The organism is Sphingosinicella terrae, assembly GCF_003347635.1.
Lineage (GTDB): Bacteria > Pseudomonadota > Alphaproteobacteria > Sphingomonadales > Sphingomonadaceae > Allosphingosinicella > Allosphingosinicella terrae.
The window spans coordinates 219,770-239,502 of the sequence record NZ_QDFY01000005.1 but is presented as its reverse complement, the minus strand read 5'-3'; the positions used below and the strand labels follow the sequence as shown (position 1 = coordinate 239,502).

The 19,733-nt window shown below is 69.3% G+C and carries 27 protein-coding genes; 17 read left to right on the top strand and 10 right to left on the bottom strand.

What is annotated here, in order from left to right; translation table 11 throughout:
* Positions 1-347: 347 nt before the first annotated feature.
* Positions 348-686, bottom strand: a complete 339-nt coding sequence (locus DDE10_RS13070) for a hypothetical protein (protein ID WP_162806600.1) — start codon at positions 684-686, stop codon at positions 348-350.
* 296 nt (positions 687-982) lie between these two features.
* Between DDE10_RS13070 and DDE10_RS13065 the strand changes: the two genes are divergently transcribed.
* Together DDE10_RS13065 and DDE10_RS13060 are read left to right on the top strand one after the other, a co-directional pair.
* Complete coding sequence (locus DDE10_RS13065) at positions 983-1,222, top strand: type II toxin-antitoxin system ParD family antitoxin (RefSeq protein WP_114953214.1); 240 nt, start codon at positions 983-985, stop codon at positions 1,220-1,222.
* Complete coding sequence (locus tag DDE10_RS13060) at positions 1,219-1,542, top strand: type II toxin-antitoxin system RelE/ParE family toxin (protein ID WP_114953213.1); 324 nt, start codon at positions 1,219-1,221, stop codon at positions 1,540-1,542. The genes DDE10_RS13065 and DDE10_RS13060 overlap by 4 nt, the downstream gene beginning before the upstream one ends.
* Positions 1,543-1,643: 101 nt before the next feature.
* Here the strand turns inward: DDE10_RS13060 and DDE10_RS13055 are convergent, their stop codons facing one another.
* The 3 genes from DDE10_RS13055 to DDE10_RS13045 form a co-directional block, all read right to left on the bottom strand.
* A complete protein-coding gene (locus DDE10_RS13055; protein WP_114953212.1) occupies positions 1,644-2,429 on the bottom strand; it encodes a succinate dehydrogenase iron-sulfur subunit in 786 nt (261 codons plus the stop codon).
* Positions 2,430-2,615: 186 nt separating this feature from the next.
* Positions 2,616-3,416, bottom strand: coding sequence for an NTP transferase domain-containing protein (locus DDE10_RS13050; protein WP_114953211.1), 801 nt, complete (start codon positions 3,414-3,416; stop codon positions 2,616-2,618).
* Positions 3,416-4,480 carry a D-alanine--D-alanine ligase family protein gene (locus tag DDE10_RS13045; protein WP_284734642.1) on the bottom strand — a complete coding sequence of 355 codons (1,065 nt, stop codon included), beginning with the start codon at positions 4,478-4,480 and terminating at the stop codon, positions 3,416-3,418. Before DDE10_RS13045 ends, DDE10_RS13050 begins: the two co-directional genes overlap by 1 nt.
* Positions 4,481-4,591: 111 nt before the next feature.
* On the opposite strand from DDE10_RS13045, the gene DDE10_RS13040 reads away from it, so the two are divergent.
* Positions 4,592-6,061 (top strand): hypothetical protein, encoded by a 1,470-nt coding sequence (locus DDE10_RS13040; RefSeq protein ID WP_114953210.1) that lies wholly within the window; start codon positions 4,592-4,594, stop codon positions 6,059-6,061.
* Between the two features lie 52 nt (positions 6,062-6,113).
* On the opposite strand, the gene DDE10_RS13035 is transcribed toward DDE10_RS13040, so the two are convergent.
* Positions 6,114-6,683, bottom strand: coding sequence for a hypothetical protein (locus tag DDE10_RS13035; protein WP_114953209.1), 570 nt, complete (start codon positions 6,681-6,683; stop codon positions 6,114-6,116).
* Between the two features lie 109 nt (positions 6,684-6,792).
* Between DDE10_RS13035 and DDE10_RS13030 the strand changes: the two genes are divergently transcribed.
* On the top strand, positions 6,793-7,161 hold the full coding sequence (locus DDE10_RS13030) for an ArsR/SmtB family transcription factor (RefSeq protein WP_114953208.1): 369 nt from the start codon (positions 6,793-6,795) through the stop codon (positions 7,159-7,161).
* Positions 7,158-7,649, top strand: a complete 492-nt coding sequence (locus tag DDE10_RS13025) for an SRPBCC family protein (RefSeq protein WP_114953207.1) — start codon at positions 7,158-7,160, stop codon at positions 7,647-7,649. Before DDE10_RS13030 ends, DDE10_RS13025 begins: the two co-directional genes overlap by 4 nt.
* A 7-nt stretch (positions 7,650-7,656) precedes the next feature.
* Here the strand turns inward: DDE10_RS13025 and DDE10_RS13020 are convergent, their stop codons facing one another.
* On the bottom strand, positions 7,657-8,205 hold the full coding sequence (locus DDE10_RS13020; protein ID WP_162806599.1) for a c-type cytochrome: 549 nt from the start codon (positions 8,203-8,205) through the stop codon (positions 7,657-7,659).
* Between the two features lie 241 nt (positions 8,206-8,446).
* On the opposite strand from DDE10_RS13020, the gene DDE10_RS13015 reads away from it, so the two are divergent.
* Positions 8,447-9,829: a sensor histidine kinase gene (locus DDE10_RS13015; protein ID WP_162806598.1), complete on the top strand. Its 1,383-nt coding sequence runs from the start codon at positions 8,447-8,449 to the stop codon at positions 9,827-9,829.
* Between the two features lie 93 nt (positions 9,830-9,922).
* On the top strand, positions 9,923-10,285 hold the full coding sequence (locus DDE10_RS13010; protein ID WP_284734641.1) for a response regulator: 363 nt from the start codon (positions 9,923-9,925) through the stop codon (positions 10,283-10,285).
* On the opposite strand, the gene DDE10_RS13005 is transcribed toward DDE10_RS13010, so the two are convergent.
* Positions 10,264-10,884 carry a flavodoxin family protein gene (locus DDE10_RS13005; RefSeq protein ID WP_114953204.1) on the bottom strand — a complete coding sequence of 207 codons (621 nt, stop codon included), beginning with the start codon at positions 10,882-10,884 and terminating at the stop codon, positions 10,264-10,266. The genes DDE10_RS13010 and DDE10_RS13005 overlap by 22 nt on opposite strands.
* A 61-nt stretch (positions 10,885-10,945) precedes the next feature.
* The gene (locus DDE10_RS13000) at positions 10,946-11,461 is read right to left on the bottom strand and encodes a YybH family protein (protein ID WP_114953203.1); all 516 of its coding nucleotides are present in this window, start codon (positions 11,459-11,461) and stop codon (positions 10,946-10,948) included.
* A 176-nt stretch (positions 11,462-11,637) separates the two neighbouring features.
* Between DDE10_RS13000 and DDE10_RS12995 the strand changes: the two genes are divergently transcribed.
* The 6 genes from DDE10_RS12995 to DDE10_RS12975 all read left to right on the top strand — a co-directional run bounded on the left by DDE10_RS12995 (position 11,638) and on the right by DDE10_RS12975 (position 15,037).
* Complete coding sequence (locus DDE10_RS12995) at positions 11,638-12,063, top strand: OsmC family protein (protein WP_114953202.1); 426 nt, start codon at positions 11,638-11,640, stop codon at positions 12,061-12,063.
* A gap of 103 nt (positions 12,064-12,166) precedes the next feature.
* Entirely contained in the window at positions 12,167-12,886 is a 720-nt protein-coding gene (locus DDE10_RS12990) for an alpha/beta hydrolase (RefSeq protein ID WP_114953201.1), read from the top strand.
* Positions 12,883-13,596, top strand: a complete 714-nt coding sequence (locus DDE10_RS12985) for an alpha/beta hydrolase (protein WP_162806597.1) — start codon at positions 12,883-12,885, stop codon at positions 13,594-13,596. Before DDE10_RS12990 ends, DDE10_RS12985 begins: the two co-directional genes overlap by 4 nt.
* A gap of 227 nt (positions 13,597-13,823) precedes the next feature.
* Positions 13,824-13,997 carry a hypothetical protein gene (locus DDE10_RS23480; RefSeq protein ID WP_162806596.1) on the top strand — a complete coding sequence of 58 codons (174 nt, stop codon included), beginning with the start codon at positions 13,824-13,826 and terminating at the stop codon, positions 13,995-13,997.
* A gap of 94 nt (positions 13,998-14,091) precedes the next feature.
* Complete coding sequence (locus DDE10_RS12980; protein ID WP_114953199.1) at positions 14,092-14,415, top strand: hypothetical protein; 324 nt, start codon at positions 14,092-14,094, stop codon at positions 14,413-14,415.
* 19 nt (positions 14,416-14,434) lie between these two features.
* The gene (locus DDE10_RS12975) at positions 14,435-15,037 is read left to right on the top strand and encodes an SOS response-associated peptidase family protein (RefSeq protein ID WP_114953198.1); all 603 of its coding nucleotides are present in this window, start codon (positions 14,435-14,437) and stop codon (positions 15,035-15,037) included.
* 13 nt (positions 15,038-15,050) lie between these two features.
* Here DDE10_RS12975 and DDE10_RS12970 read toward each other — a convergent pair whose 3' ends face one another.
* The gene (locus DDE10_RS12970; protein WP_114953197.1) at positions 15,051-15,452 is read right to left on the bottom strand and encodes a hypothetical protein; all 402 of its coding nucleotides are present in this window, start codon (positions 15,450-15,452) and stop codon (positions 15,051-15,053) included.
* A gap of 91 nt (positions 15,453-15,543) precedes the next feature.
* Complete coding sequence (locus DDE10_RS12965) at positions 15,544-16,068, bottom strand: GNAT family N-acetyltransferase (RefSeq protein ID WP_114953196.1); 525 nt, start codon at positions 16,066-16,068, stop codon at positions 15,544-15,546.
* 177 nt (positions 16,069-16,245) lie between these two features.
* Between DDE10_RS12965 and DDE10_RS12960 the strand changes: the two genes are divergently transcribed.
* Genes DDE10_RS12960 through DDE10_RS12945 form a run of 4 tightly spaced genes read left to right on the top strand, consistent with a single transcriptional unit; the run spans position 16,246 to position 19,725 of the window.
* Positions 16,246-18,591 carry a heavy metal translocating P-type ATPase gene (locus tag DDE10_RS12960; RefSeq protein ID WP_114953195.1) on the top strand — a complete coding sequence of 782 codons (2,346 nt, stop codon included), beginning with the start codon at positions 16,246-16,248 and terminating at the stop codon, positions 18,589-18,591.
* Positions 18,592-18,599: 8 nt separating this feature from the next.
* Positions 18,600-18,995 (top strand): Cu(I)-responsive transcriptional regulator, encoded by a 396-nt coding sequence (gene cueR / locus DDE10_RS12955; protein WP_114953194.1) that lies wholly within the window; start codon positions 18,600-18,602, stop codon positions 18,993-18,995.
* Positions 18,992-19,375: a hypothetical protein gene (locus tag DDE10_RS12950; RefSeq protein ID WP_114953193.1), complete on the top strand. Its 384-nt coding sequence runs from the start codon at positions 18,992-18,994 to the stop codon at positions 19,373-19,375. The genes cueR and DDE10_RS12950 overlap by 4 nt, the downstream gene beginning before the upstream one ends.
* A gap of 41 nt (positions 19,376-19,416) precedes the next feature.
* Positions 19,417-19,725 carry a hypothetical protein gene (locus tag DDE10_RS12945; protein WP_114953192.1) on the top strand — a complete coding sequence of 103 codons (309 nt, stop codon included), beginning with the start codon at positions 19,417-19,419 and terminating at the stop codon, positions 19,723-19,725.
* Positions 19,726-19,733: the final 8 nt, after the last annotated feature.

The window sequence follows — 19,733 nt, the reverse complement described above, 5'->3', positions numbered from 1 at the left end:
TCCTGCGTCGACGGGAATGTGCGCACTGGTAAACGGTTCCGCTAGCTGGCGAAAGTCGGGCTGGGCCGGGCATAAGCGGAAGATCGGCGGATCACGCCGCGCGGCCGGGCGGGCGGGAGGCCCGGAGACTATCACCGCGAAGACGCGAAGACGCGCAGGAGCCGCGGCCGGGACCAGCGCTCGTCGTTGCAGCGCAAGCCGGGATTTCCCTGTTCTTCTTCGGGATGAGAGAGGACGAACAGGGTCCGCGGGCGATCCGGACCACGCTGCAGGCTCGAATTCCGCGTGCAATCGGAGCCGCCACCCCAGAGCTCATCCCGGCATTCGCCGGGATGACGAAGGTCGGCTCAGGAGGCGAGGTCGAACAGGCGGTTGTAGGGCTGGAAACCCTTTTCCTCGGCCAAAGCGACGATCTCGTCCTCGGTCAGGACCTGGGTGCCGACGACATATTGGCCGCGGAATTCCTTGCCCTCGATGATCCGGTGGTAGACCGGGCGATGGGTCTTGCGCAGGAACTGCGCGGCCTCGCTGGCGAGGCCCGGGCTGATCGCGGGCACGTGCTGCTTGGGCAGCGCGGCGCTGGCGAAGGGGCGGATGGAGGCGGTGCAGCCGGTTTCCTTGCGCCACCGCGTGATCGTCTTCTCGCCGACGCCGTATTTCTCGGCAAGCTGGCGATTGGTCTTCACGGGGGCGTGATCGGTGAAATCGGCGGGAACGGGGAGAAGAGCCATAGGAATGTGAGGGTGCGCCAAAGATCGCCAGGAAGCGGCGACCGATCAAGCATATGGGATGATGGCGCTTCGATTGCAAGTTCGGGTCAATACGGTAGTGTACGAAGTGACGAGGGGCGCTAGAGGGAGCGACTCGGCGCGGACTGCGCGAAGGCGCGCACCCGCCGATGGGGCGACTTCCACAGGCGGCAGCGGGTCCCAGCGACGTGCCGAACTTGCCAAAGTTTGCCAATTCTTGTTATCGCCACGCCATGGCGACGATGAACATCTCGGTCCCGGAAGCGCTGAAGCGCCACGTCGACGAGCAGGTCGCCGGCGGCGCCTACAGCACGAGCAGCGAATATGTCCGGGAACTGATCCGGCGGGACCTGGACCGCCAGCGGCTGCGCAGCCTGATCCTCGAGGGCGCCGAGTCGCCCTCGGCAGGTAGTGCCGACGCGGGCTATTTCGAGGGTCTGCGCCGGCGTGCGGGCCAAGCCACGCGCGGATGACCGCCAAGGCCGTCGAAGCCAGCAAGCTCGCCCTGCGAGACCTCGAAGAAGCGGCCGAATATTATCGACGGGAGGCAGGTGGCGACGTCGCCCTACGCTTCATCGAAGCCGCCGAAGCGGCCTTCACCGCCATTTCCGAGCGGCCGGGAAGCGGCTCATCCCGCTTCGCCCACGAATTGAACATCCCGGGCCTGCGCAGCCGGCGGACAGGCCGCTTTCCCTTCCTGGTCTTCTATAGCGAGCATGAAAGCCATGTCCGCGTCCTGCGCGTCCTGCATGGCCAGCGCGATATCCCGGCCTGGATGACGGACGGCGATTAGCGCCTCCGCCCGGTCCGACGTCAGGCGAGGGTGAATTCCCCCTCTCCCTTCGCCGCCCTCGGGCGGCTCTTCCCTCTCCCCTGAAGAGAAGAGGGAAAGGGTCAGACGGCGCGTTCGACGAGGAGCTTCTTGGTCTCGGCGATCGCCTTGGCGGGGTTGAGGCCCTTGGGACAGACGTTCGCGCAGTTCATGATCGTGTGGCAGCGATAGAGGCGGAACGGATCTTCCAGCTGATCCAGCCTCTCCCCCGTCATCTCGTCCCGGCTGTCCGCCAGCCAGCGATAGGCCTGGAGCAGGATCGCCGGCCCCAGGAACTTGTCGCTGTTCCACCAATAGCTCGGGCAGGAGGTGGAGCAGCAGGCGCACAGGATGCACTCGTAGAGGCCGTCCAGCTTGGCGCGGTCCTCGGGCGATTGCAGCCGCTCCTTGCCGGAAGGATCGGGGGTGGCCGTCTTCAGCCAGGGTTCGATCGAGGCATATTGGGCGTAGAAATGGGTGAAATCGGGAACGAGGTCCTTGATGACGTCCATGTGCGGCAGCGGCGTGATCCGGACCTCGCCCTTCAGATCCTCGATCGCGGTGGTGCAGGCGAGGCCGTTGCGGCCGCCCATGTTCATCGAGCAGGAGCCGCAAATGCCCTCGCGGCACGAGCGGCGGAAGGTGAGCGTCGGGTCCTGCTCGCTCTTGATCTTGATGAGCGCGTCGAGGACCATCGGGCCGCATTCGTCGAGATCGACCTCGAAATTGTCGTAGCGCGGATTCTCGCCGCTGTCGGGATCGTAGCGGTAGATGCGGAAAGCCTTGACCCGCTTCGCGCCGGCGGGCGCCTTGTGGGTGCGGCCCTTGGCCTTGATCTTGCTGTTCGCGGGGAGGGTGAATTCGGCCATGAGCTGTCCCTTTCGTGGGGGCGGGATAGCGGGTCGCGGGGCCGGGCTCAATGGGGAGGCGCGCGGCGGGCGCGCTAGCGTGGCCGGAAGGATGAATCGATCGGCGCCCGTGCAATGAAAGGCCCCTCCACCCTGCGGAGCACGGTCCCCCTCCCCGCGAAAGCGCGGGGAGGACAGGCGCGGATCTCAGGCCACGGTGGGGTGGCGGCGGGCGAGGAGCTGGGCGGCGATGGCGTAGGTGCGGCTGTTGTCGACGTCGATGGCGTGGGCGCCGTCCTCCAGCACGACGGCGGCGGCGCGGGCGCGGAAGCGGCGGCCCAAGCGGGCCATCGCCGTATCGAGCGAGACCAGGGCGTAGCGCAGCAGCAGCAGGTTGAAGAGACCGACGGCGCGGGCGATGCGCATCGGATTCTTGGCGAACTGGCCGCCCTCGCGGAAGGTCTCGGCGAGACCGAGGCCGCGCTCGGACAGGCCGTAGAGATTGCAGTTGGAGAAGCTGCCGTCGCGGAAACGGTAGAAGCGGCGCTGGCCCTGGGGATGGGCGGAGAGCACGTCCTCCTTGCGCGACAGAGCGACGACCGCGTCGACTCCGGATTCGAGACGGGCGAGGACGCGGCGGACCGCGTCGGGCGTGAGCAGGACATTGTCGGCGGTGGTGACGATATAGGGCGACGTCACCCCTTCGGCGGCGGCATAGACGCTGTCGGCCAGACTGGCGGCGGCGGGGACGAACTCGATCGGCACGGCGGTCGCGACCGCCTCGACGATCGGGCGCAGGCGATCGCCGGCGCCTTCCTCGACCGAGATGCGGATGCGGTCGACGCCCGGCACCGCGACGAGCGCGTCGAGGACGTGGGCGAGCAGCGGCCGGCCGCCGATCGGGACCAGGCATTTGTGCGAGACGCCGGCCTGGGCGGCGAGCGGATCGAGGCGGCCGTCGCGCTGGGCCGCGAGGACGAGGGCGGTGAAGCGCGCGGCGGCGGCCATCAGGCCGGAATCTCCGCCGGCGACGCGGCCGCGGCCGGATCGAGCAGGCCGTGCCGGCGCAGGCTTTCGTAGAGGATGGTCTCGATCAGCTCGGCCTGGGTGAGGCCGGCCAGCTCGGCCGAGCGGCCATAGACCTTCTGCGACCAGAGATTGGCCTGGAGATTGACCTCGAGGAACTGGACGCGGCCGCCCTCGCGGTCGAGCCGGAACTCGAAGCGGCCGTAATCGAAGGGCCGATAGTCCTCGGCGATGCGGCGGGTATGTTCGGCGATGACCGGCATCCACTCGGCATCGTCGAACGGCACCAGGCGATATTTGTGGGCACGCTCGACGAGGTCGCGCTTCTCGTAATAGGTGCGCAAATGGGTGGGATCGGCCTGCTCGAACAGCATCATCGGCATCACCACCGGCTCGCCGTCGATGGTGATCACCGGCACCTCGACGTCGCTGCCGTCGAGGAAGGGCTCGACGATGGCGTCATGGCCCTGGGCGTGGATGCCGGCGATCGCGGCCTCGACGCCGGCCCAGTCATAGGCGTCCTGGACGCCCCAGCTCGCCGAGGAGGCGTTGGGCTTGATCACCAGGCGCGGCCCCTCCGGGGTCGGCTGGCCTTCCGGGCAGCGGGCGGGATCGACCGGGGCACCGCGGCGATAGACCGCCCAGGGCGCGGTCGGGATGCCGCGGGCGGCGGCGCAGAGCTTGGTGAGATGCTTGTCGTCGGCGAGGCCGCGCAGGATCGGCGAGGCGCCCAGGAAGGGAATGCCGGCGCGGGTGCACAAGAGCGGTCCCATCATCTCGCTGTTGAGGAAGCCGCCGCGGTTCAGCAGGGTGAAGACGAAATCGACGTCGGGACGATCGAACAGCGCCTCGTAGCGATCGGCGAGGAGGAGATCGAAGCCGAGCCCGCGCAAGATATCCCGCACCTCGACATGATAGAGGGCATGGTTGCCGTCGTCGGGATGGAGCCCGCCCGCCCACTGCGCATGCTTGGCGATGAACAGGAGGCGAAGGCGCCTTTTCGCTTCTTCGGGGATGGCGCGCGGGGTGATTTGCGGGTGAGTCACGTGAGGGCAGAGCCTTTCGAGGCGGGTCGGCAGGCGCAGACTTGGCTATGCCGCCGCCGCCGCGCAAGCTAAGCGGCGCCCTATCCCTCGCCCCCAGCCGGTGCAAGATAGATGACCGTTCGCGTAGAGAATCCCGACCTGTCGCTGCCGCCGCTCGTCCGAATCCTCGCCAGCGGCGGCGATGCGCGGATCGACCTCGACGCCGCAACCGGCCTCAACCGCTACCACAGCGCACCGCGGCCGAGCGAAGTCCTCGCCTTCGCCTCCTCGACCGCCAACGACGTCTCGGCGCCGGCTTATGTCCATGTCGAGCGCCTCTGGAGCGCGATCGGGCCGGTGGTCGATGGAGCAAGCTATGCCGAGGCGCTGGAGAAGCTGCGGGGGCGGATCCGGTCCGCCTACGGGCTGGACGAGACGGTGGCGGTGGTGTTCGCGCCGTCGGGCACCGACCTCGAATATGTCGCCTTGGCCTGCATCGCCGACCGCGGCGCCGGCGGCACCCAGAACATCCTGCTCGGCGCCGACGAGGTCGGCAGCGGCTGCATCCATTCCGCGCATGGGCGCTATTTCGCCGACCGCACCGCTCTGGGCGTTCCGACACAGGCGGGCGAGATCGTGCGGGGGCTGGACGGGGTGGCGGTCGAGCTGGTCGACATCCCCGTTCGAGACCCGGACGGACGCGTGCGGCCGTCGGCCGAGATCGCCGCCGGGATGGAGACGGCGATCGCGGCGGCGCGAGGCGTCGGTCGGCACTCGCTCGTCCATATCGTCCACGGTTCCAAGACCGGGCTGATCCTGCCGTCGGCGGAGGATGTCGAGCGGCTCCAGGCGGCGCACGGCGACGAGGCCAGCTTCGTCGTCGATGCCTGCCAGGCGCGGATCACCGGCGCGGCGGTGCGCGCCTATCTGGACGGCGGCGCGATCGTCTTCGTCACCGGATCCAAGTTCATGGGCGCGCCGCCGTTCAGCGGCTTCGCGCTGGTGCCGGAGCGGATGGCGAAGGCGGCGCCGCCGCTCCCGGCCGGGCTGGCGACGATCTTCCGGCGCGGCGAATGGCCGGCCGGCTGGCCGGGGGCCGAGGCGCTCGAGACGAGCGCCAATGCCGGGCTGCTGCTGCGACTGGAGGCGAGCCTGTTCGAGCTGGAGCGGTTCCAGGCGCTCGATGGCGAGGAGACGAAGCGGATCATCCTGGCCTTCCACGAGGCGGTGCGCCGCGAGATCGTCGAGAAGAGCGCGGCGCGGCGGGTGGCCCCCTACCCGCCCGGTCATCGCGACGAGGCGGACAGCCATCCGATCGAGATGCGAACGCTGTCGACGCTCGACCTGTCGCGGGTGAATGGCGGGGCGAGCTTCGAGGAGGCGCAGGCCTGGCACAAGGCGCTGATCGGCCACGGCGTGCGGCTCGGCCAGCCGGTCAAATGCGTGCGGCTGCCGGACGGCGGCTGGGGCGCGACTTTGCGGATCGGGCTTGCCATGTGGCAGATCGCCGAGCGGGCCGGGATGGACGAGGCGGCGCTGGCGCGCAGCTTCGCCGACGACCTGGCCCGGGTGCGCGAGGCGCTGGCGGCGGTGGCCGGCTAGCGAATCCTGCCACGCGGTCCCCTTCCCCGCAAAATCGCGGGGAGAACAGGGGTCATGATCGCGGCGAAATAACGCGCCCCGCCAGCCGCGGCTCCAGCCAGTCGACGATGAGGCGGCCCTCGGCTTCGTCGAGGCCGGCGGCGGCATGGAGGGTGCGCGCGCCATAGGCGAATTTGACGGCGCCCCAGCGGCGGCGGGCGAGGAAGGGGAGCTCGGGCTGGAGCAGGCCGGGCCAGGCCGGGGTGGCGGCGGCGGCGAGATAGGAGATGTCGGCGCCCCGATAGCGGCGCCAGCGGGTGCGGCCGAGCAGGCGCCGGCCGATCTCGAGATCGCCGCCGACGACGCGGATCAGTTCGCGTCCGGTGGCCAGCCAGGCGAGGAAGGGCGCTACCAGCAGCAGGCCGAGCAGCCAGACCAGGAGCGGCGCGAGCACCGGCACATGGTCCGACCGCAGGATCTGGACCACGCCCCACAGGCCGGCCCACAGCCAGAGGACGAGCCACAGCCCGAGGATGGCGAGCAGCGCGACCGGCCGGCGGGCGGCGATGACGATCCGCTCGCCATCGGCATCGGCGGCGATAGTGAATCGCGGCGGCTTCGGATTCTCATAGGCTCTGGCCAAGGCGGTGCGTCGCTCCTTTCCTTCCCTTGTAGACGCTCCGACGGCAGAAGCGGGTGCGCGACAGCCAAGCTTGACATCAACCCTATGGTTATATAACTGTTTGGTTGTCATGAACGCGCCGCCATCCTCCGATCCGCTCGACGCTTTGTTCGCCGCCCTGGCCGATCCGACGCGGCGGGCGATCCTCGCCAGGCTCGCCGAAGGCGAGGCGACGGTGGCCGAGCTCGCCGCGCCTTTCGCGATGAGCCAGCCGGCGGTGTCGAAGCATCTCAAGGTGCTGGAGCGCGCTGGCCTGGTCACGGCCGGCGTCGACGGGCAGCGGCGGCCGCGGCGAATGAATGCGGCGCCGCTGGCCGAGGCGGCGGATGCGATCGAGCGCTACCGGCAGATCTGGGAGCGCAATTACCGACGGCTCGATGTCCTGCTCGAGGAGATGAAGGCCGTGGAGCAGCAATCCAGGAAGGGGAGAGAGATATGAACGGCAGGCTCGAAATCGCCGCCAAGGGCGAGCGCGAGATCGTCATCACCCGCTTGTTCGCGGCGCCGCCCCACCTCGTCTTCGAGGCGCATACGGTGCCGGCGCTGCTGAAGCGCTGGCTGAGCGGGCCGGAAGGCTGGACGCTGGCCGCCTGCGAAATCGACCTGCGCGTCGGCGGCACCTATCGCTACGAATGGCGCCACCAGGATGGACGCGTCATGGGCATGAGCGGCAGCTATCGCGAAATCGAGCCGCCGAAGCGACTGGTCGCGACCGAGCTGTTCGACGAGGACTGGACCGGCGGCGAGACGCTCAACACGCAGAGCTTCGAGGCGATCGGCGACCATACGAGGCTGACCACCAACGTCCTCTACGCCTCGGCCGCCGCCCGCGACGGGGCGCTGAGCTCGAACATGGAGGCGGGGATGGCCGTCAGCTACGGCAAGCTCGACGTCCTGTTCACCGGAGCGCCGATCGAGCCCGCCTGAGCCGGGATCAGCGGCCGCCGGCGGCGCTCGCCGGCGACCGCATCGTCAGATAGGGCCGCGGCGCGGTCTCGGGCGTCGCCGGGGCCGCGACACGGTGCGACGAAGGCGGCAGGCTCTTCAGATAGGTGGCGAGCGCGAGCGCATCTTCGTCGCTGAGCGCCGAATAAGCGCGCCACGGCATGGCCGGCGCCAGCTCGCGTCCGTCGGGACGCCGGCCGGAGCGGATGGCGGCGGCGATCTGCTCGACGCTCCAGCGGCCGAGGCCGACCTCCGGATGCGGCGTCAGGTTGGGCGGATAGAATATCCCCATGCCGGGCACCTCGTGACCGACCTCGGCGCCCTGGAGATAGCCGGCATCGGGGCGGGGCGAGAAGGAACCGGCATTGTGGCAGCCGCCGCAATCCATGATCGCGGCGAGATAGCGGCCGCGCTCGACGACGCTGCCGAAGCTGGTCGGGGCGGCGGCATCGGCAGCGACGGCCGGCGCGACGCGGCCGTCGCAGCCGGCGACGGCAAAGGAGGCGGCGGCGAGCGCCAGGACGGACAGTCGAAGCACTTTCGGTCTCCGGTTGCGAATGCCGGGTGCGGATAGGCCGGAGGGAGCGCCGGCGCGAAGCGGCGGGCGACGAAAGCGCGGCGAGAGGCGACGGAGCGTCGGAGGCGCCGTCCCGCGCGACGAGGACGCACGCGGAGCGGCATCGCCGAAGGCTCGGAAAATAAAGGCGAAAGTGGTGGACGCACCGGCGGCCGCTGCGTATGTTCGCGCTCTGTCATCGAATTGGGCCGGGAGACGATTGATGAACGCTCCGCGTGTGGCGACGATCGCCGCGCACGAAGGCTCGCTCGATGATTTTTTCGAGAACGGCAATGTGGGACTGCACCTCGTCGCAGGCGACGGGACGATCCTGCGCGCCAATCGCGCCGACTATGAGCCGCTCGGCTATGAGGTCGACGAATATGTCGGCCGCCACATCGCCGAATTCCATGCCGACCGGGAGGTGATCGAGGACATATTGGCGCGGCTGTCGCGCGGCGAGCGGCTCGACAAGTATCCGGCCCGTCTGCGTGCCAAGGACGGGTCCATTCGGTACGTCCAGATCTCGTCGAGCGTCTGCTTCCGCGACGGCAAGTTCGTCAACACGCGCTGCTTCACCGTCGACGTCACCGAACGGATGCAGACCGAGGCGGCGCTGCGCGAGGCCCAGGAGCGGCTCGCCATCACCTATGAGAATGTGCTCGCCGGCATTGGCGAAGTGGACGGCGACGGCCGATTCCTGCGCGTGAACGAGGCCTTTTGCGACATTGCCGGCCGCCCCCGGGCGGATCTCCTGCAATCCGGCTTCCTCGATCTCACCCACCCCGACGACGTCGAGGAGGACCGCGTCCAGTTCGCCCGCCAGGTGCGGGGCGAGGTCGACCGCTACCGAATCGAGAAGCGCTATGTCCGTCCCGACGGACGTGTACCGTGGGTCGAGGTGATCAGCAGCACCGTGCGCGATCAGGCCGGGAACTTCGCCTACGGCGTCCGGATGGTGCTGGACATCACCGCACGCAAGGAAGCCGAGCGCCGCCAGAAGCTGCTGCTCGACGAGCTCAACCACCGCGTCAAGAACACGCTGGCGACCGTCCAGTCGCTGGCGGCCCAGACTGCCCGCACCTCCAGCAGCGCGGAGGAATTTCGCGCGCGCTTCGAGCCGCGGCTGATCGCGCTCAGCAAGGCGCACGACCGGCTGACCCGCAACCGCTGGGAGGGGGCGAACCTGAAGGACATCATCCAGGAGGAACTCGCCCCCTATTCGGCGCCGGAGCGTCGACTGAGCATCGAGGGTCCGGACCTGATCCTGCCGCCGCGCGCCAGCCTCTCGCTCAGTCTGGCGCTCCACGAATTGGCGACGAACGCCGCCAAGCACGGCGCGCTGTCCGTGCATGGCGGATCGGTCGAGGTCGCCTGGGAGGTCCATCGCGACGCCAGCCCATTCCCGCAGTCGGTGTCGATTCGCTGGACGGAGCGCGGCGGGCCCGAGGTGACGCCGCCGCAGCGCAGCGGCTTCGGATCGAGGCTGCTCCGCGTCACCGCCGAGGAACTGGACGGCAGGATGGAGCAGGAACTTGCACCGTCCGGTCTCGACTGGCGGCTGCATTTCCCGCTGTCCGGGGCGGAGTCCGGCTTCAACGCTTGACCACCGCGCCGGCAGGCGCCAACGCGACCCTATCCCGAAACCCTTGCCTCCCGGGGGACAGCCATGGGCAATGTCATTCCCAGCAGGATCTTGGTGGTCGAGGACGAGCCGCTGGTGGCGATGCTGCTCGAGGACATGCTGGTCGACCTCGGCTTCGAGGTGGTCGGCCCGGCATTGCGCTTCGACAGAGCCATGGAGCTGGCGGCGGCCGAGGCGATCGACGCGGCGATCCTGGACGTCAATCTCGGCAGCCACCGCAGCGACGCCGTCGCCGCCGCGTTGCGCGAAAGGGGCGTGCCCTTTCTCTACGCGACCGGTTATGGCTCCGGCGGCGTCGCGGCGGGCGACGCGGCGGTGATCCGAAAACCGTTTCAGCAGGACCAGATCGCGTCCGCGCTGGCGCGCCTCATGGAAGGCGCTGAAGGCCGTCGACGTCAGGCGGGCACGCCGGGATAAGGCTTCGCCGCCAACAAGGCGGCGAGATGGGCGGCATTGGCGGCGGCCATCGCAGCGGTCTGGGCGACCTTATCCGGCACGGCGGCAAGATCGCGAAAATCGGTCGTCTGCATCGCCTCCCCCACCCAGTAGCAGGCATTGGACGGGGGCAGCGTCCAGCCGGTGTCGACCAGCGCCTGGGCGAGATGGGCGGTGACGCCGTGGGCGCCGTCCTCGTTGCCGACGATCGCAAACAAGGCGACCTTGCCGAAGCTCGGCATCCGACCGCGATCATCGGTCTCGGAGAGGAAGGCGTCCATCCGCTCGAGCACCCGCTTCGCGAGGCTCGACATCTGGCCGAGCCAGATCGGCGTGCCGAGGAGGAGGATGTCGGCGCCGAGGATGCGGCGGCGTATCTCCGGCCATTCGTCGCCCTCGCCTTCGTCCGAGGTCACCCCCGCCTTCACCTCGTGGTCGGCGATGCGGATCGTGCCGTCGAAATCGATCCCGCGCTTCTTGAGCTCCGAGACGAGGAGCCCGATCATCGCATCGGTCGAGCTGTCGTCCCCGGCGTCGCTGCGCTTGAGGCTGCAATTGAGGGCGATGGCGGTGAGAGCCATGTTCGTCTCCTGTCGGGGGCATGACGGTGAGACGCGCCCAAGCGGGGCGAGGTTCCCGCGCTCAGCCGTCGTAATGGAGGCCGTCGCTGCGCTCGACGGCGTTCCAGGCCTCCTCGGTCGAGGGCATGGCCGCATCGCCGGCGATGCGCCAGGCGCCGTCGGCCTCGCGCACCAGGGTGACGAGGAAGCGGGCATGGCGGATCATCGGCTCCGCATTCGGCCGGACGATGGCCTGGCGCATATAGCCCGCGTCAATCGCGACATTGCCGGCGACCGAGCGCCGCTCGATCCGGTAGCCGGTCTCGACCCTGAGCCCGTCGGCGACGATCCGATCGGCCTGGGGGCGGAGACGAGCGGCGAGCTCCGCGCCCGACACGGGGAGACCCGGCCGCGCGTCGATCAGCAAGGCGGATCGGGAGAAGGCCTCGGACATTCCAGCAACGTCGTTGGCGGCGCGCGCCTGGGCAAGGCGGGCATAGACGGCGTTGAGCGCGGCATCCTCCGGCGCAGCCGCCGCGACTGGGCCGGAGGCGAGCAGGGCAGCCGAAACGGCCAGGACGGAAAAGCGACGCAGCATTCGGCTTGCTCCTCAAAGACGTGACGGCGGCGTAAGGGACGCGAGCCGGCGCCGGGAAGGCGTGCTTCGACGAACCCCGCTACCGACCCGACCAACGACGGCGGCCGAACGCGCAACCGCAGCCGCGATCCGGCCGTTGAGCCTTCGTCCACCACCAGCAGCGAGGGAGCTCCAATATGATCACGCGCACCGCAACCGCCCGCTACGAAGGCTTCGGCAAGGACGGCAAGGGCCAGGTTTCGACGCAGTCCGGCGTGCTCTCCGACCAGGCCTATGGCTTCGGCTCGCGCTTCGAGAGCGAGCGCGGCACCAATCCCGAAGAGCTGATCGCCGCCGCCCACGCCGCCTGTTTCACGATGGCGCTGTCGTTCGCGCTCGCCAAGGCAGGGCAGACCGAAGGCCAGCTCGACACACAGGCCAAGGTGACGCTGGACAAGGACGGCGACGGCTTCAAGGTGAGCCGCTCCGACCTCGTCCTCGAGGCGAATGTGCCGGGCCTGGATGCGGATCGCCTGCGCGAGCTGGCTGAAGGCGCCAAGGCGGGGTGCCCGATCTCGAAGCTGCTCAACGCGGAGATCTCGCTGGAGATCAAGGGCGGCTGATCGACCGGCACAAGGGGACTTCTTCGACCGGGCCTGCCCCGCGTTCGACGAAATAGTCGGTGCCGGGCTTTGCGGGAAAGGCCTGCCGACCTAGCCTGAGGCGATGCGTGCGTGGCTTCTCGCTCTGGCCCTGCTCCTGCTGCCGACCAGGGTCGGAGCGCAGGCGGAGCTGATCGAACTCGGCGACGGCGCCTTCGCCTACGTGCCGCCGAACACCAGCGGCGCGCCGGCGCCCCTGCTCGTGCTGCTCCACGGCAATGGCGATTCGGCGCGCGGGATGATCGCGAGCTTCCGACCTCACGCCGAGCGGCGCGGCATCGTGCTGCTGGCGCCGCGGCCTTATGCGCGCACCTGGGACACGATCTACCAGGTGACCGGGGGCACGCGGCGCAGCAACAATCGCGGCCGCGCCGGCGCCTCGATCGATCCTCCGCGGATCCAGGCCGCGCTTGAGGCGCTGGCGGCGCGGACGCCGATCGATCGCGGCCGGATCGGCCTTGCCGGCTTCTCGGACGGTGCGAGCTACGCGCTCTCGCTCGGCCTGCTCAATCCCGACCTGTTCCCCGCAGTGCTGGTCTTCTCGCCGGGAATGGCCTTCCTGCCGCGCGAGGCGCGGCCCGGGCAGCGGCTCTTCCTCGCCCACGGGCGCGGCGATTCGATCCTCCCCTTCCGGGTCAGCGCCCAGCTCGAGCCGCAGCTTCGCGAGCGCGGGCTGATCGTCGCCTTCCGCCGCTTCGAGGGCGACCATGTCCTGCTCGATCCGATCGTCGGCGAAGGCGTCGACTGGTTCATGGACGGCGAAGAGGGAGCGGCGATACAGTGAACCTTCGCGCGCTGACGATCGCTCTCCTCGTTCTTCTGCTCCCGGCCAACGCCTGCGCGCAAGCGCAAGGCGAGTATGTCGCCATCGGCGAAGACGCGATCGCTTACGTGCCCGAGGGTCTCCGCCGCGACGTCCCCGCGCCCTTGCTCGTCCTGCTCCACGGTCATGGCGGTCGGCCGGAGGACATGCTGCTCAGCTTCCGCGACGAGGCCGACCGCGGCGGCGTGTTGCTGCTGGCGCCGCGATCGCAGGCGGCGACCTGGGACGTGGTGCTGCACACCGCCGCCGCCGCGCGCGGCGGCTCCGCCCGTCGGCGTGCCGCGATACCCGCGGACGCGCCGCGCGTGCTGGCGGCGATCGAGGCGCTGGCCGGCTGGACGCCGGTCGATCGGCGCCGGATCGGCCTCGCCGGTTTCTCGGACGGGGCCAGCTATGCGCTCTGGCTCGGCACCCGGGAACCGGAACGGTTCGGGCGTCTGCTGCTCTTTTCCCCGGGCATGGCGCTGCTGCCGCGCCGGCTGGCGAGCGAGCAGCGGCTGTTCCTGACCCATGGCCGGCGCGACCGGATCTTGCCCTTCTCGATCAGCGCGGGGCTGGCCGCCCAGCTTCGCCAGCGCGGGCTGGAGCCCGACTTCCGCCCGTTCGACGGCGATCACGCCCTCATCGGCGATATGGTCGCGCAGGGCGTCGACTGGTTCGTGGGAGAGTGAGGCCGGGTCCGTTGCAATGCACAGGCCGCCGCCGGCCCTTCGCGCTGGCGCCGGCAAGGCAAGAGCAAGAGGCAGCGCTGAAGCGCAGTCAACCGGCTTAATCGAGATCAAGCCGGCGACGGGCCTGTCATGTTAGGAGAGAGCCATCGTCGGCAGGGGTTCGCGTAAGCAGGCCGGCGCTGGAGAGAGCTCGTGCGCTCCCGCTTGCGTCCTTGGAAAGCGGCCGAATGGATCTCCAGCACTATCGGCAAAGGGAGAAAGCGGAGCGCGCCGCGGCCGAGCAGGCCGCCAGCGACGCCGACCGCGCCGCCCATCTCGAGCTCGCCGATTCGTACCGATCGGTGATCGACGCCTATGAGCGGCTGCAGGCGCTGCGGCCGAAGCCGCGCAGCGTCGGCTGAGAGCGCCGTCGCGCCCGAAAAGGGCACGGCACGCCCTTTACTCCTGCGCCATCCTGTCCTTAATCGCCTTCGACCTGATCGTCGGGGGGAAAGAATGCGCATCGGCCTTGCCTTCCTCGCCGTGCTCCCGCTCGCCGCCTGCGGCGCGGCCGAGGAGAGCGCGCTCAAGGCATTCCGCGACCAGTCGGTCGCCGGATGCGTCGAGGCCTCCCGCCGGGCGGCGCCGCCGGCCATGGCGGGCCTGAACTTCCAGCGCCTGTGCAGCTGCGCGACCGACCGAATCATGGAAGGCAAGAGCGCTGCGGACCTGGCGCGGATGCGCCCCGGCGATCCCGAGCAGCGCCAGGCGATCGAGCAATGCGCAGCGCAGATGGTCCCCGAGCTGGCGATCCCGGCGGGCGGCGCCGCCAAGGGCTGAATCGGGAAGCCAAGCGGCCATGTGCAACGAGCAAAGGCGGCGCATCGCCCTCGGCCAGGTCCGCGAGGACTGGAGCCAGACCCGCATTCCGCTGCGCTTTCCCGAGGGCATGCCCAATCTGGAGCCGCTCGATTCGATCCGCATCACCGACCGCAACGCCATCATCCGCGCCGGCGAAGCCGATGCGGAGGGCCGGCCGCTGGCCGCGGACCTCGTCATCCGGCGTTGGTCGTGGCCCGGACCGCGCGGCAAACCGGTCTACAATTACCGCGGCGACGGCCGGGAATTCCCACGCGGACGCTGCCTGATCGTCGCCGACGGCTTCTACGAATTCACCAGCCCGGCGGAGGCGGGAAAGAAGCGAAAGGACAAATGGCTGTTCACTCTGAAAGGCGAGGACTGGTTCTGCATCGCCGGCCTGTGGCGGACCGATCCCGAGGTCGGCGAAGCCTATACCATGCTCACCTGCCCACCCGGTCCAGACGTCGCTCCCTATCACGGTCGGCAGGTGGTGGTACTCGGACGCGACCAGTGGGCGCGCTGGCTCGATCCCGAGGTGCCGGCCGCACAGCTGCTACGGCCGCTGCCGGAAGGCAGCCTCGCGGTCGAGCAGGTCGGCTGAGCGATCGGACCTGCTACTGGGCATTGGCGGCGGCGTCGCCGGCCTGATTGCCGGCGTCGGCGCCCACGAGCCGGGCCTCGTTCGCGTCGAGGATCTGTGCCGTGCCGTCGGCCGTGACCACCAACGTCCAGTTGCCGCCGCCAGCGCAGCGTACGTTCCACATCGGGTTGCCCCGATATTCGCCGGCCGCCTGCGAGGATTCGACGTGCTGGCAGTCGAGGCGCGCATCGCGGATGGCGCGGATGAAGACGGCGTTTCGCTGGCCCTCAGGCAAGGCCGCCATCTCGGCCTGGTAGTTTGTCGCCTGATTGCCCTGCGCACCCCCCTCGACCGCCTCTTCGCGCCCGTCCGTCGACCCGCAGCCGGCCAGCAGCAGCGCCGTGAACGTCCCCGTCATCAGGTTGATGTTTCGCATGATAGACTCCTTCGGTCGTGCAGATCGGGGTGGATCACCGGTCGCCGCGCGTTCAAGCGCCGGCGAGCGGATGCCGGCGCGGCGGGCGCGATCAGGCCAGCTTCTTCTGAACGAGCACGAGGGTGGCGTCGCCAGGATAGGCGGTGGCGGCGAAGCCCATTTCCTTTGCGAGCGAGATCGCCTCGACGTTGTCGCGGCTCTCGATCGACTCGAGCAGCTCGATTCCCTTCCCCTGCGCGTGACGGGCGGCATGATCGAGCAGGCACCAGCCGACGCCCCTTCCCTTATAGTCGGAGCGGATGGAGATCGCGACCTCGGCTCGCTCCATCTCCGCATCGGCGGCGAGCATGGCGCTGGCGATCAGGGTGTCGCCGTCGAACGCGAGAAAGTCCTCGGTGCGCTCGTGATCGACCTTGGTCAGGCGCTCGAGGAAGTCGCCGCTGACCTTGTTGATTCCGCTCAGGAAACGGAAGCGGCGATCCTCGGGGCTGACGCGTGCGAACAAGTCGGCGAGAGCCTCCTTGTCCTCCGGCGTGGCTGGCCGCACCTGGAAACGGAAGCCCTTCCAGGTCTCGAGCTCTTCGAGCGGCGGGGAAACGGCTGCGGCGTCGGTCATGACGGTTCCTCCGGGTGCGATGGCGAAAGGATGCGCCGTTTCCAACCGGAGCGGGACAGGAAATGTTCCTTCGCCGCGGCGCGATCGCACGAGAACGACGTTGCGCCTTGACTCTGACATCATGTCAAACTCCATCTGAGTCGGGATGCCGCCACATGCGGCGGAAAGGATCTCTACGTGAGCCAATCCCACGAAGCCCATCACTGCCTTCATGAAGGCTCAGCCGCCGGCACCGCGATCGTGAAGGATCCGATTTGCGGAATGGACGTGGATCCCAGCCGCAGCCCACACCAGTTCGATCTCGGCGACACCCGACATCATTTCTGCAGCGCCCGCTGCCGCGACAAGTTCGCGGCCGATCCCGCGAAATATCTGAATCCCGGTTCGCCGGCTGCCGTCGAGGGCCCGGAGGGCACGATCTGGACCTGTCCGATGCACCCGGAAATCCGCCAGGTCGGGCCCGGAAGCTGTCCGATCTGCGGCATGGCGCTCGAGCCCGCCGAGCCGAGCCTGGAGGAGGGGCCGAACCCCGAGCTGGTCGACATGAGCCGCCGCTTCCGGCTCAGCGCCGTTCTGTCGCTGCCGCTGCTGGTGCTGGCGATGGGCGGCGACTTGCTCGGCTGGCACCCTCTGCCGATGCGCACGACCGTCTGGGTCCAGCTCGCTTTGGCGACGCCGGTGGTCCTGTGGGGCGGCCTGCCCTTCTTCGAACGCGGCTGGGCGTCGCTGAAGACGCGCAACCTCAACATGTTCACCCTGATCGCCCTCGGCGTCGGCGTCGCCTACGGCTACAGCCTTGTCGCGACCTTGGCGCCCGGCCTGTTTCCGCCGGCCTTCCGGACGATGGGCGGCCAGGTCCCGGTCTATTTCGAGGCGGCGGCGATCATCACCACCCTGGTCCTGCTCGGCCAGGTGCTCGAGCTCCGCGCCCGATCCGCCACCGGGCGCGCCATCCGCGCCCTGCTCGGTCTTGCGCCGAAAACGGCCCGGATCGCGCGCGACGACGGAAGCGAAGACGACATCCCGCTCGAGCAGGTCCATATCGGCGATCGCCTGCGCGTCCGGCCGGGCGAGAGGATGCCGGTGGATGGGATCGTCCTCGAGGGCCGCTCGTCGGTCGACGAGTCGATGATCAGCGGCGAACCTGTGCCGGTCGAGAAGGCAAGCGGAGCGACAGTGACCGGCGCGACGGTGAACGGCACCGGCAGCCTGCTGATCCGCGCGGAGCGGGTCGGCCGGGACACCATGCTCGCGCAGATCGTGCGCATGGTCGCCGAGGCGCAGCGCTCGCGTGCCCCGATCCAGGCGCTGGCCGACAAGGTCTCGGCCTGGTTCGTGCCGGCCGTGATCGCCATTGCCGTCGCGGCCTTCGCCGTCTGGGCCATCTGGGGCCCGGATCCGGCGCTGAGCCATGCCCTGGTCAATGCCGTCGCCGTGCTGATCATCGCCTGCCCCTGCGCGCTCGGCCTGGCGACGCCGATGTCGGTCATGGTCGGCACCGGCCGCGGCGCCGGTGCCGGCGTGCTCGTCAAGGATGCCGAGGCGCTCGAGCTCATGGAGAAGATCGACACGCTGGTGGTCGACAAGACCGGCACGCTGACCTTGGGCAAGCCCCGGCTGGTCGGCGTCACGGCGGCGCAGGGCATGGACGAGGCGCAGGTGCTCCGGCTCGGCGCGGCGCTCGAGCGCGGCAGCGAGCATCCGCTCGCGGAAGCGATCGTCGACGGGGCGATCGAGCGCGGCATCGCGCTTCCGGAGAGCCGCGACTTCGCCTCCCATACGGGACTCGGCGTCAGCGGATCGGTCGAGGGCAAGGCGGTCGTGCTCGGCAACCGGGCGATGATGGAGAAAGCGGCGATCGATCCCTCGTCCTTGTCCGCCGCCGCCGATGCGATGCAGGCCGAGGGCCAAGGCGTGATGTATGTCGGCGTCGGCGGACGGCTGGCCGGGCTGATCGCGGTCGCCGACCCGGTCAAGGAGAGCGCCGCCGGCGCGGCGGCGGCGCTGCGGCGCGAAGGGGTGCGCCTGGTCATGCTCACCGGCGACGACCGGCGGACGGCCGAAGCGGTGGCACGCCGGATCGGCGGCATCGACGAGGTGATCGCCGACGTGCTCCCGGACCAGAAGCAGGCGGTGATCGAGCGGCTCAGGGGCGAAAGCCGCCGCGTCGCCATGGCCGGCGACGGGATCAACGACGCCCCCGCCTTGGCCGCGGCCGATGTCGGCATCGCGATGGGCACGGGGACGGACGTCGCGATGGAGAGCGCGGCCGTCACGCTGGTAGGCGGCGATCTGGCCGGAATCGTCCGGGCCCGCCGCCTCAGCCGCGCGGTGCTGCGCAACATCCGCGAGAATCTGTTCTTCTCGTTCGTGTTCAACGCCGCCGGGGTGCCGATCGCGGCCGGGTTGCTCTATCCTGCGTTCGGATGGCTGCTGAACCCGATGATCGCGGGCGCGGCCATGTCGTTCAGCTCGGTCGCCGTCATCGGCAATTCGCTGCGGCTGAGGGCCTCCAGGCTGTAAGGTGACACATGAAGATCGGACAAGCTTCGAAGACCTCCGGCGTGAGCCAGCGGATGATCCGCCATTATGAGTCAATCGGCCTGATCCCTCGCGCCGCCCGCCGCGACTCCGGCTATCGCGATTATGACGAACGCGACGTCCATACCTTGCGCTTCATTCGCCGCGCGCGCGATCTCGGCTTCGGGATCGAGGAGATCGGCAAGCTGCTCACGCTCTGGCACGATCGCAGCCGGGCGAGCGCTGAGGTCAAGGCGATCGCACTGGCGCGTGCAGCGGAGCTCGAGCGCAAGGCCCGCGAGCTGGATGCCATGCGCCAGACGCTTGAGCATCTCGCCGCCCATTGCCATGGCGACGCCCGTCCGGATTGCCCGATCCTCGCCGACCTGAGCAGGGACGAAGCATGAGCCGCGCCGGCCCGGTTGTCACTTCCTCGCGAGCCGCCTATCTGCGCGAAATGCCCCCGCGGCTCCTTCCACTCCTGGTCCTGCTCGCCATGATACTCATGCCGGTGCGCATGGCCGCCGAGGCGCATCTTCCGATCGCAGCACCGGGCAGCCACGCCATGGCCGGGATGACGAGCGGATGCGGGGATCACGAGGCACCAGCCGACGAGGGCAAGGCCGACCTCAAGGTCGAATGCATGATGGCCTGCGCCGCGATTCCGGGCACGCACCAGGTGGCTGAGCGAGTGTCTCTCTCCGAGCCCATCGCGCGTCCAGGGGCGGCAACGCACGCGAACGGCCGTAGCCACAATGCGGACCCGCCTCCGCCCCGATGCTCCTGAGAATTGATCCTTTCCCGATTCAATTCGCACGGAGACACGACATGCGCATCCTTCTGACGGCGTTCGCGCTGACCTTCGCCCTGCCCGCCGCGGCCCAGACCTTGCCGGCACAGCCCCACCAGCCTTCGGGCAACCCCGCCTCGCATGGCTCGCACCGCCAGCATCACGACGGCCAGGATCATGGGCAGCATCACGGCCAAGGCGCCCCGGCCGAACAAGGCTGCTGCGCCGAGGCCGACGGCAACGGGCGTCCGGATTGCTGCGACCGAATGGGCCATGACCAGCATGGCACCCATGGCGGCCAGCCTGCCCCTGCCGGGCAGGCGCCGCAGGCGCATCAGGGCCACTGATCGGCCAG